The sequence below is a fragment of the Aeromonas sp. 601039 genome (assembly GCF_049174415.1).
GTDB classification, from domain to species: domain Bacteria; phylum Pseudomonadota; class Gammaproteobacteria; order Enterobacterales; family Aeromonadaceae; genus Aeromonas; species Aeromonas veronii_A.
The window spans coordinates 70129-91681 of the sequence record NZ_JAAKTL010000001.1 but is presented as its reverse complement, the minus strand read 5'-3'; the positions used below and the strand labels follow the sequence as shown (position 1 = coordinate 91681).

Genomic DNA, 21553 nt, shown 5'->3' with positions numbered 1-21553 from the left:
CGTCATGCGCATCACTACAAACATGATCTACGATCGGAATCTTTACTCCCTCACCAATACCAACGAGCGACTGGACAAGGCCTATCAGCAGCTGCAAACCGGCAACAAGTTTCAGAGCGCCGGTGAGGATCCGGCAGGCATGAGCCAGAAGATGGCGCTGACCAAAGAGATTGAACTGTTTAAACAGTACGGGGTGAATGGCAGTTTGCTGCAGAACAGTCTGGGGCATGAAGAGACGGTATTGGACTCTCTCAATACTGCGATGCTCAGTGCCCAGACCCTGATCCAGAAATCCAATAATGGTGCCATTAGCCTGGATGACCGAAAGGCCATTGCCAGTGAACTGGAAGGGTTGCAGCAGCAAATGTTTGACCTGATGAACAGCAAGAACTCATCGGGTGAATTTATTTTCGGGGGCAATCAGAGCAAGACCCAGCCCTATGTGAAAGATGCCAACGGTAAATACATTTATCAGGGAGATCCTGGCCAGCGAAATATTCAGGTATCGCCCACAGTGCAAATTGCTGCCAATGACTCCGGACAGGATCTGTTTGAAATCGTAGCAACCAGAAGAACCGCCAGTGCCACCAGTGCGAATATCAAGGTAGGGGTCGGGGATCAGGGGGATTTTGATAATTTCTATAAATCCAGTTACGACCCGGCACTGCCCAGCAACACCTACACAGTCTCCACCACAATTGGCCCGCCCGATACCTATGATATCAAGGATGCGGGTGGCAATACCCTGCAGACAGGTAATTACACTCCCGGTACCAAAATACCGTTCAATGGTCTCGAACTGACACTGGATCAGCCTGCAGGTGGTGCAGCACAGCAGTTTGCTCTCAATCCTCCCAAGAATGACAACGTGTTGAACGGGATGTCAGACTTCATTACGGCTCTGCGTGATCCCAATATTTCAGCCGAGAGTTTTGAGCAAAAAGTGGCCGATGCCACCGTTCATATGAAAAATGCCCGTTTGAACATTGATCATGGGCTGGGTGAACTGGGTGGCCGGATGAACAGTCTGGAGCAGGTGATGGGTTCCAACGAGGGGTTGAGCACCCTCAATGCCGAGGCGAGAGCCAAGGTGTCGGAAGCCGATCTCTATGAGGTAATTTCAGCCCTGTCAAAAGAGGATGCGGCATTGAGTGCCTCGCAGCTCTCGTTCAGCAAAATAAGTCGTCTGACGCTATTTGACTATATTCGCTAAGAAAAGGCCCCTATGGGGCCTTTTTGCTATGCATCCCCGGCAGAGTTCCCCTGATATGTTCCGACAATTGTAACAAGCTGTTGCCATACCCTGTTTCCTGGTTGAGGCGGGGTTGACCTCCCTGCGGGATTGGATAATCATGCCGCCCGCACAACAGAGGGTTGTGCATATTATTTGCAGCATCTCGTTAGGCGAGGCTCCTGTATAAACACAGGCCACTGATCTCACGACGTCCAGAGACGCCCAAGATCAGGACAGTTTTCATCGGATTAAGGTGTAAACCCAAGTGGCTTCCGGCATGCCGGATACGTTATGCAGTGCTAAAGCTGGTACGTGGGGATGATGACACGCCGAACGGCGTCATTTCCTGCCTATTACTCGTCAATCAAATTGCTGTTTTCTTTCAGACAGCGAACGGTCTCCGCTCGCGCTCAGGCTTGCCTGAAATCACATGAGGTTCTTTGTGATGAAGAAAACACACACCATTCTCAACCGTCATCAACTGCTCGATCTCGCCAGCCTGCAAGGCTGGCTGGAACACAATCTGGATCCGGTTCAGCGCGCCGATCAGCTGCTGACCCTGCGTCCGGAAGAGCTCAACTGCATCTTTGACACCTTGCCTGCGTCAGAAGGGGCAGAACTGATCGCTTCTCTCTCCGCAGAGAGTGCCGGTCGCCTTTTGTTGCGGCTGCATGGCAGCATCGTCAGCGTGTTGCAGGAGGCTATTCCCCGTCGCGAAATGGTGGCTATCCTGCGCAAACTGAGTCGTCAGGATCGCACCATGTTGCTGGCTCGCTTCCCGACCCAGGCGCAGGCCATCTACTACTCACTGCTGGATTGGCCGCCTGAGTCCGTCGGGGCCAATATGCGCCACGAGTATCTGGCAGTGAGCGAACAGGATTCCGTCGGCAAGGCCAAGCAGCTGATCCACGATGCCTGGGACAATGCCCAGCTGTTCCGCCACATCTATGTGGTCAACGTGGATGGCCGTCTACAGGGGAGTATCTCGCTCAAGAGCTTGCTGATTGCTGACCCCGAGGCCAGTGTCGCTAACCTGATGGACCGGGAGACGGTGCGGATCAACGCTCGGGCTGATCAGGAGCTGGCGGCGCGCCTGCTGATCGACCGCGACCTGTCGGTATTGCCGGTCGAGGATCAGGGGAGACTGGTCGGTATTTTCCACGTCGATGATGCCGCCGACATTCTGGAGCTTGAATCCACCGAGGATGCCGAGATGCAGGGTGGCTCATCACCGCTCGATACCCCTTACTTGCAGGCGACGCCCTGGCAGCTGTGGCGCAAACGGGTGGGCTGGCTGCTTATCCTGTTTGTGGCGGAAGCTTACACCGGCACAGTGTTGCGGGCATTTGAGGAGCAGCTGGAAGCGGCTATCGCGCTGGCCTTCTTCATTCCACTCCTGATCGGTACTGGCGGTAACAGCGGCACCCAGATCACCACCACCATAGTACGAGCCATGGCGGTCGGGGAGGTGAGTCTGCGCAATCTCGGCACAGTGCTGAAAAAGGAGCTCTCCACCGGTCTGCTCATCTCGGGTGCCATTGCCATGGCGGCCTGGGTGCGGGCATGGAGTCTTGGCGTCGGTCCCCAGATTGGCATGGTGGTGACCTTTACCATCATCGCTATCGTGCTCTGGAGTGCCACGGTCGCGTCCATTATTCCCATGGTGCTGCGTCGTTTCCGCATCGATCCGGCGGTGGTCTCTGCGCCATTCATCGCGACGCTGGTGGATGGTACCGGCCTTATCATCTACTTCGAGATGGCCAAGTGGTTGTTGCCCGAGTTGCAGTAACAGGGAGATTGAGATGCAAAAGGCAGCCAGTGGGCTGCCTTTTGCATTTATCTTTCCGGTTTAGCCGAGCTGGAACAGCAGTGGCCAGCCCTGCTCCTGACAGTAGCGGTGTTCCTTCTCCAGATTCTGCATCAGGAGACGGTTCTCCTCGCACCAGTCGATCGGCAGGGTCACGACCAGCTGATCCCCTTGCACTGCGACTTTCCACTCAGGCAGCAGGTTGTCCTGACGCTTGTGGTGAGCGGCGACTGCGAGGCGCAGGATGCGGATGCAGCGCAGCACCGTCTGCATGTCGTGGTTGGGTAGGGGCGGCAGCTCGGAGAGCTTGAGCCCCTTGCGCTGAAAGCGTACCAGCGCAGCCAGCAGCGCCTGATCGTCCTGGTTGAAGCCAGGCAGGTCGGTGTGTTGCAGGATATAGGCTGAGTGGCGATGAATGCCGCTGTAGTTGATGGCAAGGCCGATTTCGTGCAGCCGCGCTGCCCAGCCGAGGATGGCGCGATAGGGCTCAATCTCCATCTGCCAGGGCTCTTGCAGGGCATCAAACAGGGTCAGTACGCTCTGCTCAACCCGGGCTGCTTGTTTGCGGTCCATCCGGTAGTGGGTGCCGAGCGCCTGCGCGGTACGCTCGCGAATATCGTGGTGCTGCAAGCGTTCCTCGAATTCATAAAGCAACCCTTCGCGCAGCGCACCATCGGAGTAGTCGAGCCGCTCTATGGGCAGCGAGGTAAACAGCCCGAGCAGGATGGCGACCGCAGCGGCAAACACCTCCTGACGCTCCTCGGTAAGCCCGACCAGTTTGAGGTTATCGACTCGCTTGCGCTCAATCATCAGCGCCTTGAGCCGCTCCAGCCCCTCCAGCGTAATGCTGCCGTCAGTCAGCCCTTCCCCCTGCAGCACGTCGCGCACGGTACGAATGGAGCCTGAGCTGCCAAGGCAGCTCTGCCAGCCCAGCTTGCGGTACTGGTTGACGATGGGGGCGAGTTGGTGCTGCGCCTCTAGCACGGCATTGGTGAAGTGTTTGTCGCTCAGCTTGCCGCTGGCGAAGAAGCTTTGGGTAAAGCTGACGCAGCCCATCTTGCGACTGGTGAGGGCCTTGTGTTCAAACCCTTCACCGATGATGAGTTCGGTGCTGCCGCCGCCGATATCGATCACCAGTACCTGACCCTCGATATGCTGGGTATGGGCGACACCCTGATAGATGAGGCGTGCTTCTTCCTGCCCGCTGATGATCTCGATGGGATGGTTGAGCACCTTGGCTGCTTCACTCACAAATTCGCGGGCGTTGCTGGCACGGCGCAATGTGTAGGTACCGGCGATGCGGATCTGATCCGGTTTGATGTTGGTGAGCCGCTCGGCAAACAGCGACAGGCAGGCGAGACCGCGTTCCATCGCCTCCGGGCTCATGCGTTTTTGCTCATCCATCCCTTCCGCCAGCCGCACTCGCTCCTTGATGCGATCGACGATGCGAAAACGCCCTTCGCTCAGATGGGCGATCACCATATGAAAACTGTTGGAGCCGAGATCCACGGCGGCATAGAGACTATTGTCCATTGTTTGACTCGATACGTTTGAGATAGTCGTAAATCGCCACCTGAGAGCGGATCTTGCGGCGGTTGCCCCGCTTCACATATTCGTTCTGCTGGTCGGCATCAATGACCCGCGCCTTGCAGGTATCACTCAGTTGTAGTTCGAGAATGTCCATGATGCGCTGCTTGAGCCGCTCATCATAAATGGGGGTGCCCACCTCAATACGGCCGTCGATATTGCGGCTCATCCAGTCAGCGCTGGAGATATAGAGCTGGGGGTTGCCCTTGTTGTGGAACACCATCACCCGCGGGTGCTCGAGGAAGCGGTCGATGATGCTGATCACCTTGATGTTGTCACTGAGGCCCGGTACGCCCGGACGCAGGGCGCACATGCCACGGATGATCATCTGGATCGGTACTCCCGCCTGCCCGGCGGCATAGAGGCGGTTGATGAGATCCTTGTCCACCAGATTGTTGATCTTGAGGATGATGCCGCTCGGCTGGCCCGCCTTGGCGTTGGAGAGCTCGTTGTCGATGAGGCGATAGAGCTGACGGCGGCTGTTGATGGGGGAGACCAGCAGGTGGTTGAATTTGTAACGCTTATAGGGGTACTCGATGTATTCAAATACCCCTTCCACTTCGGCGTTGATATCCGGATTGCGGGTCAGCAGCGAGAAGTCGGTATAGATCTTGGCGGTCTTCTCGTTGAAGTTCCCGGTGCCGATATGGGCGTAGCGCACCGCCTCGCCATTTTCGTGGCGGGTGATGAGGCAGAGCTTGGAGTGGATCTTGAGGCTTGGCACCCCGAACACCACCTTGACCCCGGCATCGGTGAGAATATTGGCCCAGTCTATGTTGGCCGCTTCGTCGAAACGGGCGCGCAACTCGACCACCACGGTCACCTTCTTGCCGTTGTTGGCGGCATCGATGAGGGAGTGGATGATCCGCGACTTCTTGGCGACCCGGTAGATATTGATGCGAATGGCGCTCACCGCCGGATCGAACGCCGCCTGGCGTACCAACTCGGTGAAGTGGTGGAACTTGTGATACGGGTAGTAGAGCAGGATATCCTGCTTGGTAATCGCATCGAAGGCGTTGACGAAGCCGTCAAAATCGCGGCAATCCAGCGCCGGCAGCTTGGGGTTTTCCAGATAGTCACGGCCCACGTTGGGGAAGCCGATGAAATCCTTGAAGTTGTGATAGCGCCCGCCCGGCATGATGGCGTCGTAGGAGCTGATCTGCAGCTTGAGCTTGAGGAAGCTAATCATGGCAGCGGGCATCTCCCGCTCGTAGACGAAGCGCACCGGCATGGCGGTGAGGCGCTGCTTCAAGCCATCACTCATCTTGTCCACCAGGCTCAAGTCCAGCTGGTCGGAGAGATCATATTCGGCATCCCGGGTCAGCTTCACCGCATAGGCGGCAATCTCGTCGTAGTCGAAGAAGCCCTTGAAGATCTCGTCGAGGCAGAAGCGGATGACGTTATCCAGAATGATGATCTGCTTCTTGCGGCGGGTCCCTTCCGGCGGCAGCTGGAAGAAGCGGGGCAGGTCGTCGGTCGGCACTTCCACCAGGGCGTACTGGATCACCTGACCGTTCTTCTTCATCTCGATGGCCAGATAGGTGTACTCATCCTTGAGGAATTTGACCGGATTGACCTCTTTGTTGAGCAGGATCGGGATGATGTGACGCAGCACCTTCTCCTTGAAGAAGACCCGCAGCCACTTCTGAATGGCATCGGAGAGCTGGTTCTCGTTGACCAGGAAGATGTTGTGGCGAGCCAGCGCAATCAACAGCTCCTTGTAGGTGTTGTCGAACGCCTCACCGAGCGCCATCACTTTTTGCTGGATGGCGCGCAGCAGCACTTTCGCTTCATCGTCGCCACCATGTACTTCATTGATGAGGATGCGACGCTTGACGTCCGATACCCGTACCTTGAAGAACTCATCCTGGTTGGAGGAGAAGATCCCCAGAAAACGAACCCGCTCGATGAGGGGCACCGTCTTGTCCATTGCCTCTTGCAACACCCGTTCATTGAATGAGAGCCAGCTCAGCTCTTTCTCTTCATACTGCTTGTCGGTGCTCATCTTGTGCCTCTGTTTCAGGTCGCGTCTGCGCGGCAGTTATGGCGTTAATATATGACAAATAAATGACAGTATTGTTACTGCTCGCTGAACGCTTCGTCGATGTCGACCACCAGATCGTCGGAGAGGGATTCCAGCGCGGTGATAAGCGTATCCATCGCGAGCCCGTCGGGCAGTGCAACCAGCGCATGGGCATAGAAGAGAGGGGCGCCGGAGTGGGGCGCCGGTTCACAGCCAGTGGTGAGATCGGCCACGTTGATCTCGAGCTGGCGCAGGATGCTGGCAACTTCGTGGACGATACCGGGGCGGTCGTTGCCGGTCACTGTCATCATGACTTGATGGGCTGGCTCGGTGGTCGGTGTCCCTTCGGCAAAGCTGATGGTCAGACCCGGTAGCAGGGCCAGTGCTTCGCACAGGCTGCGATAGTGCTCATCGGGGACAGAGACATGGAGGATACCGGCAAACTGGCCCGCCAGTTCGCTCATGGCGCTGCCCAGCCAGTTGCCCTGTTCGCGGCTGATGACAGCTGCCAGACTCTCGACGATCCCGGGTTTGTCTGCACCGATCACGGTGACCACCAATTGCTTTTGCATCCTGCTCTTCTCCTTGAAATGGGATTTCTTGCTCTATCCCTATTGTGCCTGCTGGAACTGGTCATATGAACCCCCGCCTGCTGACAAATAGATAAAAAGACGGGACTTTTCACTTTCTATACACGGGTCTGCTGCCTTGCTCCGTGGCGGCTGTGGTAAAGTAATTCCCCTTTCGTGTCGTGAACTGGATCGTGCTCTCATGAATACCCTTGTCCTATCGGGATTGTTGTTGCTGGCGCTGCTTGTGCTGGCGATCTTCTGGAGCAGAGGCAGACAGCAAAAGCGCCTGCCCTATGATGTGCAGGAGACCCTGTTCAGTCCCGCCGAGCGATCCTTCCTCGGGGTGCTGGATCTGGCGGTGGGTGACAAGGCCCGGGTCTTTGCCAAGGTGCGGGTGGCCGATGTGCTGACGCCGCAGGCCGGGATCGGCAAAAGCAAATGGCAGCAGTACTTCAACAAGATCAGCGCCAAGCATTTCGACTATCTGCTTTGCCACCCTTCTGATCTCTCCTTTATCTGTGCCATCGAACTCGATGACAGCTCCCACCGCCATCAGAAGCGCAAGGCGCGGGATCTCTTTCTGAAAACCGCCTGTGACAGTGCCGGTCTGCCGTTGCTGCAGATCCCGGCAAGTGCCAGCTATCTGGTGGAAGAGCTGCGCGAACAGATCTTGCCGCTGCTGCTCAAAACCAGCGAACCCTTGATTGACGATCTGCCGCACGGGGCGCGCCGCGAGCCGACGTTCAACCCTCTGCTGCTGGACGGCGTGGATGTCGGTGCCGGGATGCGTGGCCGCACTGCCCATGCCGAGGCTGTCTCGCCCTCGTCGCTCCACGAACCTGCCATCCGGGCCAAGGGGATGGTGGAGACACCACAGAGTGAGGGTGAGCTGGTCGATGGACTGTTCGCCGATGTAGAGGAGGACGAGGAGCTCGAGGTGCAGCATTGCCCCCGCTGCGATGCGCCGCTGGTGGAGCGGGAGGCGAAAAAAGGCCCCCACGCCGGTCGACTCTTCCTGGCCTGTAGTCGTTTTCCCGCGTGTCGTTATGCGGCGCCGCATCACCACCACAGCCACTGAGTTCATCTGACCGTATTGCATGCTGCCCTCTGACGAGGGCAGTTTTCTTTCCGCCATTGGCGGCGTTTGCTAGCGGCGCCAATGCAGAAAATTCCTCGGCAAAATTTATCTAATCTCCCGTTTCTATCGATACACTTAGCCTGAATACGACAATTTTTGACAATGTGTCGGTTTTTTGGCACTTTGTGTGCCTGCAAAAAGACAGTCAGTAGCTGTTTTATTACTAAATAAAACAATAAGTTAGTTCAGGATATCGCGAGGGATGGATATGGTGGAGATGGGCGTGTTGATTGTTGATGCCGATGCGCAGCGGCGCCAGCAGTTGGGAACCGTGCTCACGTTTATGGGGATCCTGTGGCAGGATGTCGCAGAAGGGGACCTGGATGTCGCCATCGAATCTTCTGGCCCACTGCAAGGGGTGCTGGTGGGTGAACTGGCAGGTCGCACCTTGCCCGAGTTACTTGCCGCTTTCCCTCGTACCCCCTTTATCTCGCTGGTTGAGGCGGAACTGCCCAACAGCAACTTTATCGGTGTTGCCCAGGCCCCCTTTACCTATGAGTCGCTGACTCGTCACCTGCACTTCTGTCAGGCTTTTGTCTCTCTCCATCCCCGTCAACAGACCCACGACAAGGGGCAGACGTTGCTGCGTTTGCTGGTGGGCAAAGGGAAGGGGATCCAGGAGGTTCGCCGCCTCATCAGCCAGGTGGCCGAGACCGATGCCAACGTGCTGATCCTTGGTGAATCGGGAACCGGCAAAGAAGTGGTGGCCCGTGCCATTCACGAACTCTCGGCCCGCAGTAGTGGCCCCTTTGTGCCTATCAACTGTGGTGCCATTCCTGCCGAGTTGCTTGAGAGCGAACTGTTCGGTCACGAGAAGGGAGCCTTTACCGGCGCCATCGCAGCTCGTCGCGGTCGTTTCGAGCTGGCGCAGGGGGGCACTCTGTTCCTCGACGAGATTGGCGACATGCCGATGCCGATGCAGGTCAAACTGCTGCGGGTATTGCAGGAGCGGCTGTTCGACAGGGTCGGTGGCGGCAAGCCCATTCAGGCCGATGTGCGCATCATTGCGGCGACCCATCGGGATCTGGAGGCATTGATCCGCAGTCAGGGTTTTCGTGAAGATCTCTACTACCGCCTCAACGTCTTCCCCATTGAGACCCCGCCACTGCGGGATCGCATCGATGACATTCCGCTGCTGCTGCAGGAGTTGCTCAACCGTCACGCGGAGCAGCACCACAGTGTGATCCGTCTGACCCAGCGGGCGCTGGAGTCGCTGATGCAGTACCCCTGGCCGGGCAATGTGCGCGAGCTTTCCAACCTGCTGGAGCGGCTGCTTATCCTCTACCCGCAACAGATCGTCGATGTGGCGGATCTGCCGAGTCGTTATCGTCTGTTGCCGAGCGAGCCGCGGGATGAGCGGCTGACCGAGATGGATGAGCGGGATGCGCTGGCGGCGGTGTTCCAGGAGCCGCCGGAGCTGGATCACCCCCTCGCCTCTGCCCGCACCATGCAACTGCCGGAGGAGGGGGTCAATCTCAAGGAGATGCTGGCCGACCTTGAAGTGGAGCTGATCCGCCAGGCGCTGGAGTCGCAGGACGGGGTGGTGGCCCGCGCCGCCGATCTGCTCGGCATGCGCCGTACCACCCTGGTAGAGAAGATGAAAAAGTACGGGATGAGCAAGGACGTTTAAGGGTCAAAGCCTTGACGTTAACATGCAATCTATTGTTTTAATTAACATATTTTAGTGGCATGGAAATTGAATGACCTGACCAAATAGCCAGTTTGAGGTCAGGTTTATGACGATCCAGCAGCAGGACATGCCACTCCAGTCCCACGAAGTGAGCCAGCTCTATGCCATCTTCAAGGCGCTCCCCACCGGGGTGTTGCTGCTTGACGGGGCTGGGGTGGTCACCCGCGCGAATCCGGCAGCCATCTCCCTGCTGGGGGAGCCGTTGGAAGGAGAGCTCTGGCGCCGCATCATTGCCCGCTGTTTTGAACCACGTGAGGATGATGGCCACGAGATCTCCCTGCGCGATGGACGACGGGTCCAGCTTTCTACCCAGCCGCTGCCGGATCAGAGCGGCCAGCTGGTCTTTATCAATGACCTCACTGAAACCCGCAAGCTTCAGGATCGCATCAACCACATGAAGCGGCTGTCGGCGCTGGGCAATATGGCGGCTTCGCTCGCCCACCAGATCCGCACTCCGCTCTCCGCCGCCATGCTCTATGCCGCCAACCTGGCCAACCGTACCCTCAAGCCGGAGTCCCGCAGCCAGTTTCAGCAAAAGCTGATGGCCCGCCTCCAAGATCTGGAGAAGCAGATCAACGACATCCTGCTGTTTGCCCGGAATGGCGACAATCAGGTGGTCACCCCCATCTCGGTACAGGGCTTGCTGGCTGAAGTGCAGGCTGGTGCCGAGGCTTTCTGTCAGCAACAGGGCTGCGAACTGCACATAGAGGCGCCGGAGCCCGATCTCTGCCTGCTGGCCAACAGCAGCGCACTGGCGGGCGCCATCAACAACCTGATCGCCAATGCCCAGCAGGCGGGGGCCACGTCACTCTTGGTCAGCGCGGTGCGCAGTGGTGTCCGGGTGGAGATGCGTGTCATCGACAATGGCAAGGGGATCCCTTCTCACCTGCTTGGTCAGGTATTCGAACCCTTCTTTACCACCCGCTCCCAAGGCACTGGCCTCGGGCTGGCGGTGGTGCAATCCGTCGTGCGTGCCCATCAGGGGGAGGTCGGTGTGGCCTCGGTTCCCGGTGAAGGCACCTGTTTTACTCTGTCGTTCCCCCTGCATCAGCAGCAGGTGCAACTTGGAGGTGCAGCATGAGCCTTGTTAAGGAGCTGTGCCTGCCGAGAGGGAGCCATATCAATGCGGCCAGGTTGGCTGTCGTGGGAGGTGTAGCATGACTCAGGCCCGGATCCTGGTTGTAGAAGATGACAATGGCCTGCGCGAAGCGCTGGTGGATACCCTTTTGCTCGGCGGTTATGAGTGCCGCGAAGCGGACAGCGGCGAGCGTGCTCTGCTGGCCCTCTCCCGTCAGCCGTTTGACATGGTGATCTCCGATATCCAGATGGGGGGAATGGACGGCCTCACCCTGCTGGCTACCATCCGCCAGCAATATCCGCAGATACCTGTGTTGCTGATGACCGCCTACGCCAATATCGACGGCGCGGTGCGCGCCATGCGCGAAGGGGCCATCGACTATCTGGCCAAGCCCTTTTCGCCGGAGGTGCTGCTCAATCAGGTCAGCCGCTATGTGCCTGCTCAGAAGGTGGAAAAACGTGCCGTGGTCTACGGGGATCCCAAAACTGCCGAGCTGTTCCAGCTGGCGACCCGGGTGGCCAGAAGCGAAGCGACCGTGATGGTGACCGGCCCGAGCGGGACGGGTAAAGAGGTGCTGGCCCGTTACATTCACGACAACTCCAGCCGCGCCGAGCAGCCTTTCGTCGCCATCAACTGCGCCGCCATTCCGGAAAACATGCTGGAGGCGACCCTGTTTGGCTACGAGAAGGGGGCTTTCACCGGTGCGGTACAGGGGTGCCCGGGCAAGTTCGAGCAGGCGCAGGGGGGCACCCTGCTGCTTGACGAGATCACCGAGATGGATCAGGGGCTGCAAGCCAAATTGCTGCGGGTGTTGCAGGAGAAAGAGGTGGAGCGGCTCGGCAGTCGCAAGATGATCCCGCTGGATGTGCGGGTCATCGCTACCAGCAACCGGGATTTGAAAAAAGCGGTGCAGGATGGTCTGTTCCGCGAAGATCTCTACTATCGCCTCAACGTCTTTCCGCTGCGCTGGTCTGCCCTCTGTGAGCGGCCCGGCGACATTCTGCCGCTGGCGGAGCACCTGCTGGCACTTCATGCCAGTCAGCAGGGGCTGCCGACACCACAGTTGACAGATGCCTCGCGGGAGCGGTTGCTGGCCCACCCCTGGCCCGGCAATGTGCGGGAGCTGGATAACGTGGTACAGCGCGCCCTCATCCTCAGCCCCGACGGGATCATTGATTGTGACCACCTCATTCTGGAGGAGCTGGACGAGCAGGAGATGGAGTTTGTCAGCGTGGAGCGCAGCTATGGCGGCGATCGCCTCGGCAGCGAGCTCAAGCAGCAGGAGCACCAGATCATCCTCGACACCCTGCAAGATTGTAACGGCAGCCGCAAGGCGGTGGCCGACCGACTCGGCATCAGCCCGCGCACTCTGCGCTACAAGCTGGCCCAGATGCGGGAGGCGGGGATCGACCTGCCAGCCTGAGGCATGTAGGGAAGCCGCACTGTGTGGGGGCTGTCATGGTCTTGACGGCCCGGCTCGATTATCATGGGGCCCTTGGCGCTTTGAGCCTGGGCCCTGTTTTTATTGGTAAAGCAGGGGACCGAGCCTTAATAAGGGACCCCTATGATCTCTCATCGAAAACTCGAAACCGTACTGAACCATCTGCTCGAACCGCACTCTATCAAGGATTACTGCCCCAACGGCTTGCAAGTGGAGGGGCGCGAACGTATTCGCAAGGTAGTGACCGGTGTCACCGCCAGTCAGGCGCTTATCGACGCGGCGGTGGCTGCCGAAGCCGATGCCATCCTGGTCCATCACGGTTACTTCTGGAGCGGTGAACCGGCCCAGATCACCGGCATGAAGCAGCGTCGGCTCAAGACCCTGCTGACCCACGATATCAACCTGTTTGCCTACCATTTGCCGCTGGATGTCCATCCCGAGGTGGGTAACAACGCCCAGCTAGCCAAGCTGCTCGACATCAAGGTACGCCGCGGTCTGGAGCCGTGGAACAGCAAGAGTGTCGCCATGGTGGGCAAGCTGGAAGAGCCGATGAGTGGCGCCGACTTTGCCAAACTGATTGCCGAACGCCTTGGCCGCGAACCACTCTATTGTGGCGACAGCGGCCCCGAGCTTATCCGTTCCGTGGCCTGGTGCACCGGTGGTGGTCAGAGCTACATCAATCTGGCGGCGGAGCAGGGCATCGATGCCTTTATCTCCGGTGAAGCCTCCGAGCAGACCATTCACACCGCTCGCGAGATGGGGATGCACTTCTACGCCGCGGGCCATCACGCCACCGAGCGTTACGGCGTCAAGGCGCTGGGGGAGTGGCTGGCGACCGTGCACGGGCTGGATGTGACCTTTATTGATATCGACAATCCGGTCTAAACCTGTCCACGATCTGGCTACGAAACCGTGATCAAGGCTCATGTGCTGCTCGCTTATGTATACAGCAAAAAGTGCTCAGGTATGTCCATACGCTCCGGTTCCTGGGCAGCTTGTAACCTTGTTGACGGTTTCTCGCTGCAGGTCGTGAACAGGTTAAGCCTGTGCCTGTGGTGGGAAAATTCAGGAAATAAAAAGGAGGCCATCGGCCTCCTTTTTCACATTTCGACAAGACGTCTGCTTACTCGCAGGCGTAACCCGCGGGGCCCAGCAGGGCGCCATCCAGTTGTACGGCGCCATCCACCATCTGCAGCCTGCCTTCGCAGAACCAGCGTACCACCAGCGGATAGATGCTGTGTTCCTGCGCCTGTACCCGTGCCGCTACCTCCTCCGCCGTGTCCCCTTCAAAGATGGGCACGTGGGCCTGCAGGATCACCGGGCCCCCGTCCAGCTCTTCGGTGACAAAGTGGACGCTGGCGCCGTGTTCACTGTCACCGGCATCTATGGCGCGCTGGTGAGTGTGCAAGCCCTGATACTTGGGCAGCAGGGAGGGGTGGATATTGATCATTCTGCCGGCGAAATGGCGCACCAGATCGCCGCTCAATATCCGCATAAAGCCGGCCAGTACCACCAGATCCGGCTGATAGTCTGCCATCAGCGCCAGCATGGCGGCGTCATACTCCTCCCGGCTGGCAAACTGCTGCTGGGCCAGAATGGAGGTCGCCACCCCCGCATCTTTGGCGCGAACCAGACCATAGGCATCTGCCTTGTTGCTTATGACGCCGACCACTTCACCGGCAATCTTGCCGCTTGCGCAGTGGTCGAGGATCGCCTGCAGGTTGCTGCCGCTGCCGGAGATTAGGACGAGGATCCGCATCATTTGATGACGACCTGCTCCTCACCGTCTGCTGCCTTGGCGATATGACCGATGTGCCATGCGTTCTCGCCTTCTGCCTTGAGTAGGGTCAGCGCCTTCTCCAGCTGGTTGGCGGGCAGGGCGATGATCATGCCGACACCGCAGTTGAAGGTGCGATACATCTCGTGACGGGTGACGTTGCCAGCTTGCTGCAGCCAGCTGAACACCGCCGGCCACTGCCAGCTCTGCTCGTCGATCACCGCTTGAGTGTTGGCAGGCAATACGCGGGGGATATTCTCCCAGAAGCCACCGCCGGTGATGTGGGAGAGGGCGTGGATCTCGCACTCCTTGATGAGCTTGAGCACAGGTTTCACATAGATGCGGGTCGGCTCCAGCAGGGCGTTGGCCAGGGTGGTGTCCCCCAGCGGCTGATGCACGTCTGCTTTGGAGACTTCCAGAATTTTACGGATCAGGGAGAAGCCGTTGGAGTGAGGGCCGCTGGCGGCCAGCGCGATCAGGGCATCCCCTTCACCGACCTTGCTGCCGTCGATGATTTCGCTCTTCTCCACCACACCGACGCAGAAACCGGCGATGTCGTAGTCTTCCCCTTCATACATACCCGGCATCTCGGCAGTCTCGCCGCCCACCAGGGCACAGCCTGACTGCTCGCAACCGGCACCGATCCCGGTGACCACCGCGGCCGCGGTGTCCACGTCCAGCTTGCCGGTCGCATAGTAGTCGAGGAAGAACAGCGGCTCGGCGCCCTGTACGATCAGATCATTAACGCACATGGCCACCAAATCGATGCCCACGGTGTCGTGCTTCTTCAGGTCGATGGCCAGCCGCAGCTTGGTGCCCACACCATCGGTACCGGAGACCAGTACCGGCTCCTTGTAGCCCGCAGGGATTTGACACAAGGCCCCAAAGCCGCCAAGACCACCAAGGACTTCAGGACGACGAGTGCGCTTTGACACGCCCTTGATACGTTCAACCAGTGCATTGCCGGCATCGATATCTACGCCAGCATCCTTGTAGCTCAGTGAGGTTTTGTCAGTCACGAGTATTCCCCGTCATGTAAAGAAGTGGAGGGTAAAATTCGGGGCGTATTCTAACAGTGGCGGTGAAAAACCAGAAAGGAAATCGTTTGCGCGTTTTTGCGCGGAAATGCTCTACAAGTGGTGGCTTTTGTTGTATGATTCCGCGATTTTTTTGCGGCAGGTTAGAGGAGATAATAATGAAAGTCGTTGAAGTCAAACACCCCCTGGTCAAACACAAGATCGGTCTGATGCGTGAAGGCGATATCAGCACCAAGCGTTTCCGTGAACTGGCCAAAGAAGTGGGCAGTTTGTTGACCTATGAAGCGACCTCTGACTTCGAAACCGAGAAGGTTATCATCGATGGCTGGAATGGGCCAGTAGAAGTTGACCAGATCAAAGGCAAGAAGGTAACCGTCGTACCTATCCTGCGTGCCGGCCTTGGCATGATGGATGGTGTGCTGGAGCACATGCCGAGCGCCCGCGTCAGCGTGGTCGGTATCTACCGCGATGAAGAGACCCTGCAACCGGTTCCCTATTTCGAGAAGATCGTCAGCAATATCGAAGAGCGTCTGGCGCTGGTCATTGACCCGATGCTGGCCACCGGCGGCTCCATGATCGCCACCATCGATCTGCTGAAGAAGAAAGGCTGCCAATCCATCAAGGTGCTGGTACTGGTTGCCGCGCCGGAAGGGATCAAGGCGCTGGAAGCCGCTCACCCTGACGTAGAGCTCTACTGTGCTTCTGTCGACCAGGGGCTGAACGAGAAAGGCTACATCGTGCCGGGTCTGGGCGATGCAGGCGACAAGATCTTCGGTACCAAATAAGTTTATGCCTTGACCTGCTTCCCATGTGGAAGGGGTGATCGGAGCCGGCGCATCGCCGGCTCTGCTGTTTGTGGCCGCTTGTGCCAGCCTTGCCGCAGGATGCGCCTTGCCGCTACCATAAGCACACTCTCCCATTTCGAGACTCTGTTCATGTTCAAACGTGTTGTGACCGCCCTCTGCTGCGGCTTGTCATTCATGGCTTCGGCCGCTCAGGTGACCGACCTCTATCAGGGCAAGGCCCCGACCAGTGGCGACATGGTGGCCGCTCAAGGGCAGGCACTGGGTCAGGTGCTGATCAAGGTCACCGGCAAACGCGACATCCTCACCCAACCTGTGGTGGTCAAGGCGCTGGCGGCCCCGGGCGACTATGTCAAAAGCTATGGCTATCAGGATCAGGACTCCGTTAAGTATCTGAAAGCCGAGTTCAAGAGTGACAAGGTCAACAGCTTGGTCTCCGAGAGCCAGTTTGCCCTGCTTGGCCCGGCGCGTCCCCAAATGGCCATCTGGCTGGTGGTGGATCAGGGTGAGCGTCGCTTGCTGGCGGATCAATCCAGCGATGGTTGGGCGCAAGCCTTGCGCGAGCAGGCCCAGACGCTGGGGCTGCCCATCAGCATTCCGCTGATGGATCTCGATGACAACATGGCGGTCAGTGCCACCGACGTCTGGGGACGCTTTGCCGACCCGATTTTGCAGGCAAGCCAGCGCTATGGCGCCGAGATGGTGGTGCTGGGCAAGCTGACACCAGAAGGTGACAAGTGGAGCATCGATTGGGGACTCTACGGCCCCAAGGCGGCCGGTGAAGTGGCCGAGCTGACCCGTGGCAATAGCACCGGCACTCAGGCCGAAGTGGCGCAAGGGTTTGCTGATACCCTAGCGGCCTGGCTGGTGAAAAACTACGGTGCCCGTATCTCGGGTCCGGCAACCAGCCAGACCCTGGTGGTAGATGGCCTCTCCGAAGTGGACAGCATGATCGCCGTGCAGAAGATGCTGCAGGGGATGGCCAACGTCAGCAAGGTGGCGATCGGCAAGCTGGAGGGGGACCAGGTCACCTTCAACTTTACCCTGCAAGGGGATCAGGCCGAACTGGTGCGGGCGCTGCAACTTGAGAGTCGTTTGCGCAAGGTTGACGATAATGGCAGCGGTTTGCGTTACCAATGGTCGCAGCCCTGATTTTATAAGGCTTTTGTAGACCGCCCGGCTTGGCCGGGCGGTTCTCTATCTGCCTTTGCGATGATACACTTAGCCACAAATGTCACAGTCAAAGCCCAACGAGTGAAGCAACCGGCCCAACTGTCTTTAGCCGTACAACTACCGGATGATGAAACCTTCGTCAGTTTTTATCCCGGCAACAATGCTCATCTGATCACCGCCCTCAAGAATGCGGCCATCGGTCAGGGATCGCCTTTCCTCTATTTCTGGGGAGCCAAGGGATCCGGACGCTCTCATCTGCTCCACGCCACCTGTGCCGAGGTCAACGCCCGCGATGCGGCGGCGGCCTATCTCTCCCTTGATCAATTTGAACAGCTCGATCCCAGCATGCTCGATGCCCTCGAAAGCTTGCCGCTGGTCTGTCTCGACAGCCTTGAGGCCATCGCCGGCAATGCCGTGTGGGAGCGGGCGCTATTCGATTTCTACAACCGCTGGCAGGAGAAGGGCGAGGGGACGTTGGTGGTCACCGGTTGCAGCGCACCGCGCAAACTGGGGCTGCAACTGCCGGATCTCGCCTCGCGCCTTGACTGGGGGGTGAGTTTCCATCTCGAAGAACTGGATGACGAAGGCAAGCTCAGTGCCCTGCAGCTGCGTGCCGAGCTGCGGGGCTTCAAATTGCCCATCGATGTGGGCCGCTTCCTGCTCAACCGACTCTCCCGCGATATGCGAACCCTGCTCACCACTCTCAATCAGCTCGACAACGCCTCATTTCGCGCCAAGCGCAAGCTCACCATTCCCTTTGTCAAAGAGATCCTCGAGCTCTGATCCTCTCTGCGGTGTGCGGTTGTGGCCTGACTTTCGTTTGAATGGCAGATAAAAAGAAACCCCGACATCAGGCCGGGGTTTTGCTATCTCAAGGGGGCTCTGTCTATCAGTGGAACTGATCTTCTTCGGTAGAGCCGGTCAGTGCGGTCACCGAGGATTGGCCACCCTGAATCACGGTAGTCACCTTGTCGAAGTAACCGGTACCGACCTCCTGCTGGTGGGCCACGAAGGTGTAGCCACGGCTGGCGGCAGCAAATTCCGGCTCCTGCACCATCTCGACGTAGTGCTTCATCCCTTCGCCACGGGCGTACTGGTAGGCCAGTTCGTACATGTGGAACCACATGTTGTGGATACCCGCGAGGGTGATGAACTGATACTTGTAGCCCATGTCGGAGAGCTCCTGCTGGAAGCGGGCGATGGTGGCATCGTCCAGATTTTTCTTCCAGTTGAAGCTCGGGGAGCAGTTGTAGGCCAGGATGCGATCCGGGAACTTGGCCTTGATTGCTTCGGCAAATTTACGCGCTTCGTCCAGATCCGGCTTGGCGGTTTCACACCACACCATGTCGGCGTAGGGGGCGTAAGCCAGACCGCGAGCGATGGCCTGATCGATACCGGCACGCACCTTGTAGAATCCTTCAGCAGTGCGCTCACCAGTCAGGAAGTCTGCATCGTACGGGTCGGCGTCGGTGGTCAACAGGTCAGCGGCGTTGGCGTCGGTACGGGCGATCACCAGGGTGGTGGTGCCGCACACATCGGCTGCCAGACGGGCAGCAACCAGCTTCTGCACCGCTTCCTGAGTCGGTACCAGCACTTTGCCACCCATATGACCGCACTTCTTGACCGAAGCGAGCTGATCTTCGAAGTGCACGCCAGCGGCGCCCGCTTCAATCATCCCCTTCATCAGTTCGAAGGCGTTCAGCACACCGCCGAAACCGGCTTCCGCATCAGCCACGATCGGCAGGAAGTAGTCGATAAAGCCCTCATCCTGAGGTCCTACCTTGTTGGCCCACTGGATCTGGTCGGCACGGGCGAAGGAGTTGTTGATGCGCTCCACCACGGACGGTACCGAGTTGGCCGGGTAGAGGGACTGATCCGGATACATGGTGGAGGACAAGTTGTTGTCCGCCGCCACCTGCCAGCCGGAGAGGTAGATCGCCTCGATCCCCGCCTTGGCCTGCTGCACTGCCTGACCACCGGTCAGGGCGCCGAGGCAGTTGACGTAGCCTTTCTTGGCGTCGCCGTGGATCAGACCCCACAGCTTGTCGGCTCCACGCTGGGCCAGGGTGTGCACCGGCTGCAAGCTGCCGCGCAGGTTCACCACATCTTCGGCGCTGTAGCCGCGTTTGATCCCTTTCCAGCGGGGGTTTTCCGCCCAGTCTTTCTCGATAGCCTGGATCTGTTGCTCACGGGTCAGTGCCATATCAGTTCCCTCTTTCATTGATTTCACGTTTCCATTGACTTGTTATTGGCGAGCCCCGCTGGGGGCCCGTGATTCAGAGCCGCTCGTAACCGGGCAGCGTCAGAAAATCGATCAGGGTATCGGCGCAGGTGATCTCTTCCATCAGTTCGCCTGCCTCGGCAAAGCGTCCTGTCTGCCAGCGCGTGGTGCCCACCTCGGCTTTGACCACCTCCAGCTCCTCGGCCAGCATCTGGCGGAACAGCTCCTTAGTCACCACCTTGCCGTTCGACAGGCTCTTGCCGTGGCGGATCCACTGCCAGATGGAGGTGCGGGAGATCTCGGCGGTGGCGGCATCTTCCATCAGACCGTAGATGGGCACGCAACCATTGCCGTTGATCCAGGCCTCCAGATATTGCAGGGCAACCCGGATATTGGTGCGCATCCCCGCCTCGGTGCGCTCGCCCTCACAGGGGGCCAGCAGGTCGGTGGCGGTGATGGGGGCATCCTGCTCGCGCAGCACGCCGATCTGGTTCTTGGCACCAGCCGCAATGGTGGCGTTGAACACCGCCATGGCGGTATCAGCTAGGCCAGGGTGGGCGACCCAGGTACCGTCGTGGCCGTTGTTGGCTTCGCGCTCCTTGTCGGCCTTGACCTTGGCGAAGACCTGCTCGTTAACGGCCGCGTCCTTGGCCGGAATAAAGGCGGCCATGCCACCCATCGCCAGCGCACCGCGCTTGTGACAGGTCTTGATCAGCAGCCGCGAGTAGGCGGAGAGGAACGGCTTGTCCATGGTCACCACCTGACGATCAGGCAGTACCCGATCCGGATGGTTCTTCAAGGTTTTGATATAGCTGAAGATGTAGTCCCAGCGGCCGCAGTTGAGGGCGACGATGTGATCTTTCATCTGATAGAGCAGCTCATCCATCTCGAACACGGCCGGCAGGGTTTCAATCAGCACGGTGGCCTTGATGGTGCCGCGGGGCAGGCCGAACTTGTCCTCGGTCCAGGCGAACACCTCGCTCCACCAGCGCCCTTCCAGATGGCTCTGCAACTTGGGCACGTAGAAGTAGGGGCCCGATCCTTTGGCCAGCAGCGCCTGATAGTTGTGCAGGAAGTAGAGAGCAAAATCGAACAGGCCACCGGGGATGGGCTCGCCATCGAAGGTGACATGTTTTTCCGGCAGGTGGAGACCGCGTACCCGGCAGATGAGGACGGCCGGATTGGGAGTCAGGGTATAAGCCTTTCCTTCCGGGCTGGTGTAAGAGATGGTGCCGTTGACCGCATCGCGCAGGTTGATTTGGCCCTCGATCACCTTATTCCAGGCGGGAGCCAGTGAGTCCTCGAAGTCCGCCATGAACACCTTGACGTTGGCGTTGAGGGCGTTGATCACCATCTTGCGCTCGACCGGGCCGGTGATCTCCACACGGCGGTCTTGCAGGTCGGCGGGAATGCCGCGAATGGTCCAGTCACCTTCACGGATGTGGGCGGTTTCCGGCAGGAAGGCCGGCAGCTCGCCGCCATCGATACGGGCCTGGCGTGCCACACGTTGTTTCAGCAATTCCCCTCTTTGGGGAGCAAAACGTTCCACCAGTTCGGAGACCAGAGCCACCGCGTCCGGCGTCAGAATTTGCGCGTATTCGGGTAGCATCTCGCCCTGGATGCGAAGGCGGGCGCTGCAGTGGGTCTGAGCCGGTGCCGACATAAGGTTCACTCCTTTGAGAATTACATTTTGAACTTACTAACTACGACTAAAGTCGAATCCCTGTTCCTGAAACGTTCCCGCAACAACGGGGTAACACGATTGATAAGGTGCGAAATATTGTTGAGTACGTCAACAGTTTTTTTAAACACCTGTTTTTTGGATATGGTTAAGTTGATGTTTTTTATTGTTTTATTGGGTTGGTGTAAAAGCTCTACGCAGATGGTTATGCTCCTGCTTTTTCCCATCGGACAACGGCTAATTTGGGCCGTTACCCTGACCCTCATTTTGTAACTTGTTACGTAATAAAAT

The 21553-nt window shown here is 58.5% G+C and carries 17 protein-coding genes and 1 riboswitch; of the genes, 10 read left to right on the top strand and 7 right to left on the bottom strand.

Going from position 1 to position 21553, the window contains the following annotated elements:
* Window positions 1–4: 4 nt before the first annotated feature.
* Window positions 5–1213 (top strand): flagellar hook-associated protein FlgL, encoded by a 1209-nt coding sequence (gene flgL / locus G5195_RS00395; RefSeq protein WP_216954104.1) that lies wholly within the window; start codon window positions 5–7, stop codon window positions 1211–1213.
* Window positions 1214–1389: 176 nt separating this feature from the next.
* Window positions 1390–1559, top strand: a riboswitch (M-box (ykoK) riboswitch).
* Between the two features lie 120 nt (window positions 1560–1679).
* The gene (gene mgtE, locus G5195_RS00390) at window positions 1680–3023 is read left to right on the top strand and encodes a magnesium transporter (protein WP_421204981.1); all 1344 of its coding nucleotides are present in this window, start codon (window positions 1680–1682) and stop codon (window positions 3021–3023) included.
* Window positions 3024–3083: 60 nt separating this feature from the next.
* On the opposite strand, the gene ppx is transcribed toward mgtE, so the two are convergent.
* From ppx to G5195_RS00375, 3 genes are all read right to left on the bottom strand, one after another.
* Window positions 3084–4574: an exopolyphosphatase gene (gene ppx / locus G5195_RS00385; protein ID WP_139444045.1), complete on the bottom strand. Its 1491-nt coding sequence runs from the start codon at window positions 4572–4574 to the stop codon at window positions 3084–3086.
* Entirely contained in the window at window positions 4564–6633 is a 2070-nt protein-coding gene (gene ppk1 / locus G5195_RS00380; RefSeq protein WP_421221484.1) for a polyphosphate kinase 1, read from the bottom strand. Before ppk1 ends, ppx begins: the two co-directional genes overlap by 11 nt.
* A gap of 74 nt (window positions 6634–6707) precedes the next feature.
* The gene (locus tag G5195_RS00375; RefSeq protein WP_005350673.1) at window positions 6708–7223 is read right to left on the bottom strand and encodes a glycine cleavage system protein R; all 516 of its coding nucleotides are present in this window, start codon (window positions 7221–7223) and stop codon (window positions 6708–6710) included.
* 199 nt (window positions 7224–7422) lie between these two features.
* Here G5195_RS00375 and G5195_RS00370 point away from each other — a divergent pair, with 199 nt between their 5' ends.
* The 5 genes from G5195_RS00370 (at window position 7423) to G5195_RS00350 (ending at window position 13455) form a co-directional block, all read left to right on the top strand.
* Complete coding sequence (locus G5195_RS00370; protein WP_270904533.1) at window positions 7423–8301, top strand: DUF2726 domain-containing protein; 879 nt, start codon at window positions 7423–7425, stop codon at window positions 8299–8301.
* Window positions 8302–8569: 268 nt separating this feature from the next.
* Window positions 8570–9991, top strand: coding sequence for a sigma-54 dependent transcriptional regulator (locus tag G5195_RS00365; RefSeq protein ID WP_216954401.1), 1422 nt, complete (start codon window positions 8570–8572; stop codon window positions 9989–9991).
* A 106-nt stretch (window positions 9992–10097) separates the two neighbouring features.
* Window positions 10098–11132: a sensor histidine kinase gene (locus G5195_RS00360; RefSeq protein ID WP_216954098.1), complete on the top strand. Its 1035-nt coding sequence runs from the start codon at window positions 10098–10100 to the stop codon at window positions 11130–11132.
* Between the two features lie 76 nt (window positions 11133–11208).
* On the top strand, window positions 11209–12552 hold the full coding sequence (locus G5195_RS00355; RefSeq protein WP_108614389.1) for a sigma-54-dependent transcriptional regulator: 1344 nt from the start codon (window positions 11209–11211) through the stop codon (window positions 12550–12552).
* A gap of 141 nt (window positions 12553–12693) precedes the next feature.
* A complete protein-coding gene (locus G5195_RS00350; protein ID WP_216954095.1) occupies window positions 12694–13455 on the top strand; it encodes a Nif3-like dinuclear metal center hexameric protein in 762 nt (253 codons plus the stop codon).
* 238 nt (window positions 13456–13693) lie between these two features.
* Here G5195_RS00350 and purN read toward each other — a convergent pair whose 3' ends face one another.
* Entirely contained in the window at window positions 13694–14332 is a 639-nt protein-coding gene (purN, locus tag G5195_RS00345) for a phosphoribosylglycinamide formyltransferase (protein WP_421221485.1), read from the bottom strand.
* Complete coding sequence (gene purM, locus G5195_RS00340) at window positions 14329–15366, bottom strand: phosphoribosylformylglycinamidine cyclo-ligase (RefSeq protein ID WP_021231046.1); 1038 nt, start codon at window positions 15364–15366, stop codon at window positions 14329–14331. The genes purN and purM overlap by 4 nt, the downstream gene beginning before the upstream one ends.
* 176 nt (window positions 15367–15542) lie before the next feature.
* Here purM and upp point away from each other — a divergent pair, with 176 nt between their 5' ends.
* The 3 genes from upp (at window position 15543) to hda (ending at window position 18143) form a co-directional block, all read left to right on the top strand.
* Window positions 15543–16169 carry a uracil phosphoribosyltransferase gene (upp, locus tag G5195_RS00335; protein WP_005334115.1) on the top strand — a complete coding sequence of 209 codons (627 nt, stop codon included), beginning with the start codon at window positions 15543–15545 and terminating at the stop codon, window positions 16167–16169.
* Window positions 16170–16319: 150 nt separating this feature from the next.
* Entirely contained in the window at window positions 16320–17339 is a 1020-nt protein-coding gene (locus tag G5195_RS00330) for a DUF2066 domain-containing protein (protein ID WP_058056056.1), read from the top strand.
* Between the two features lie 102 nt (window positions 17340–17441).
* A complete protein-coding gene (gene hda, locus G5195_RS00325) occupies window positions 17442–18143 on the top strand; it encodes a DnaA inactivator Hda (protein WP_013723920.1) in 702 nt (233 codons plus the stop codon).
* Between the two features lie 106 nt (window positions 18144–18249).
* On the opposite strand, the gene aceA is transcribed toward hda, so the two are convergent.
* On the bottom strand, window positions 18250–19563 hold the full coding sequence (gene aceA, locus G5195_RS00320; RefSeq protein WP_005344572.1) for an isocitrate lyase: 1314 nt from the start codon (window positions 19561–19563) through the stop codon (window positions 18250–18252).
* 73 nt (window positions 19564–19636) lie between these two features.
* Window positions 19637–21244, bottom strand: a complete 1608-nt coding sequence (gene aceB, locus G5195_RS00315; protein ID WP_421221486.1) for a malate synthase A — start codon at window positions 21242–21244, stop codon at window positions 19637–19639.
* Between the last annotated feature and the right edge of the window lie 309 nt (window positions 21245–21553).

Excerpts from the sequence above, each read along its gene's own strand:
- flgL (WP_216954104.1), top strand. The coding sequence starts at position 5 with ATGCGCATCACTACAAACATGATCTACGATCGGAATCTTTACTCCCTC.
- mgtE (WP_421204981.1), top strand. The coding sequence starts at position 1,680 with ATGAAGAAAACACACACCATTCTCAACCGTCATCAACTGCTCGATCTC.
- ppx (WP_139444045.1), bottom strand. The coding sequence starts at position 4,574 with ATGGACAATAGTCTCTATGCCGCCGTGGATCTCGGCTCCAACAGTTTT.
- ppk1 (WP_421221484.1), bottom strand. The coding sequence starts at position 6,633 with ATGAGCACCGACAAGCAGTATGAAGAGAAAGAGCTGAGCTGGCTCTCA.
- G5195_RS00375 (WP_005350673.1), bottom strand. The coding sequence starts at position 7,223 with ATGCAAAAGCAATTGGTGGTCACCGTGATCGGTGCAGACAAACCCGGG.
- G5195_RS00370 (WP_270904533.1), top strand. The coding sequence starts at position 7,423 with ATGAATACCCTTGTCCTATCGGGATTGTTGTTGCTGGCGCTGCTTGTG.
- G5195_RS00365 (WP_216954401.1), top strand. The coding sequence starts at position 8,570 with ATGGTGGAGATGGGCGTGTTGATTGTTGATGCCGATGCGCAGCGGCGC.
- G5195_RS00360 (WP_216954098.1), top strand. The coding sequence starts at position 10,098 with ATGACGATCCAGCAGCAGGACATGCCACTCCAGTCCCACGAAGTGAGC.
- G5195_RS00355 (WP_108614389.1), top strand. The coding sequence starts at position 11,209 with ATGACTCAGGCCCGGATCCTGGTTGTAGAAGATGACAATGGCCTGCGC.
- G5195_RS00350 (WP_216954095.1), top strand. The coding sequence starts at position 12,694 with ATGATCTCTCATCGAAAACTCGAAACCGTACTGAACCATCTGCTCGAA.
- purN (WP_421221485.1), bottom strand. The coding sequence starts at position 14,332 with ATGATGCGGATCCTCGTCCTAATCTCCGGCAGCGGCAGCAACCTGCAG.
- upp (WP_005334115.1), top strand. The coding sequence starts at position 15,543 with ATGAAAGTCGTTGAAGTCAAACACCCCCTGGTCAAACACAAGATCGGT.
- G5195_RS00330 (WP_058056056.1), top strand. The coding sequence starts at position 16,320 with ATGTTCAAACGTGTTGTGACCGCCCTCTGCTGCGGCTTGTCATTCATG.
- aceA (WP_005344572.1), bottom strand. The coding sequence starts at position 19,563 with ATGGCACTGACCCGTGAGCAACAGATCCAGGCTATCGAGAAAGACTGG.
- aceB (WP_421221486.1), bottom strand. The coding sequence starts at position 21,244 with ATGTCGGCACCGGCTCAGACCCACTGCAGCGCCCGCCTTCGCATCCAG.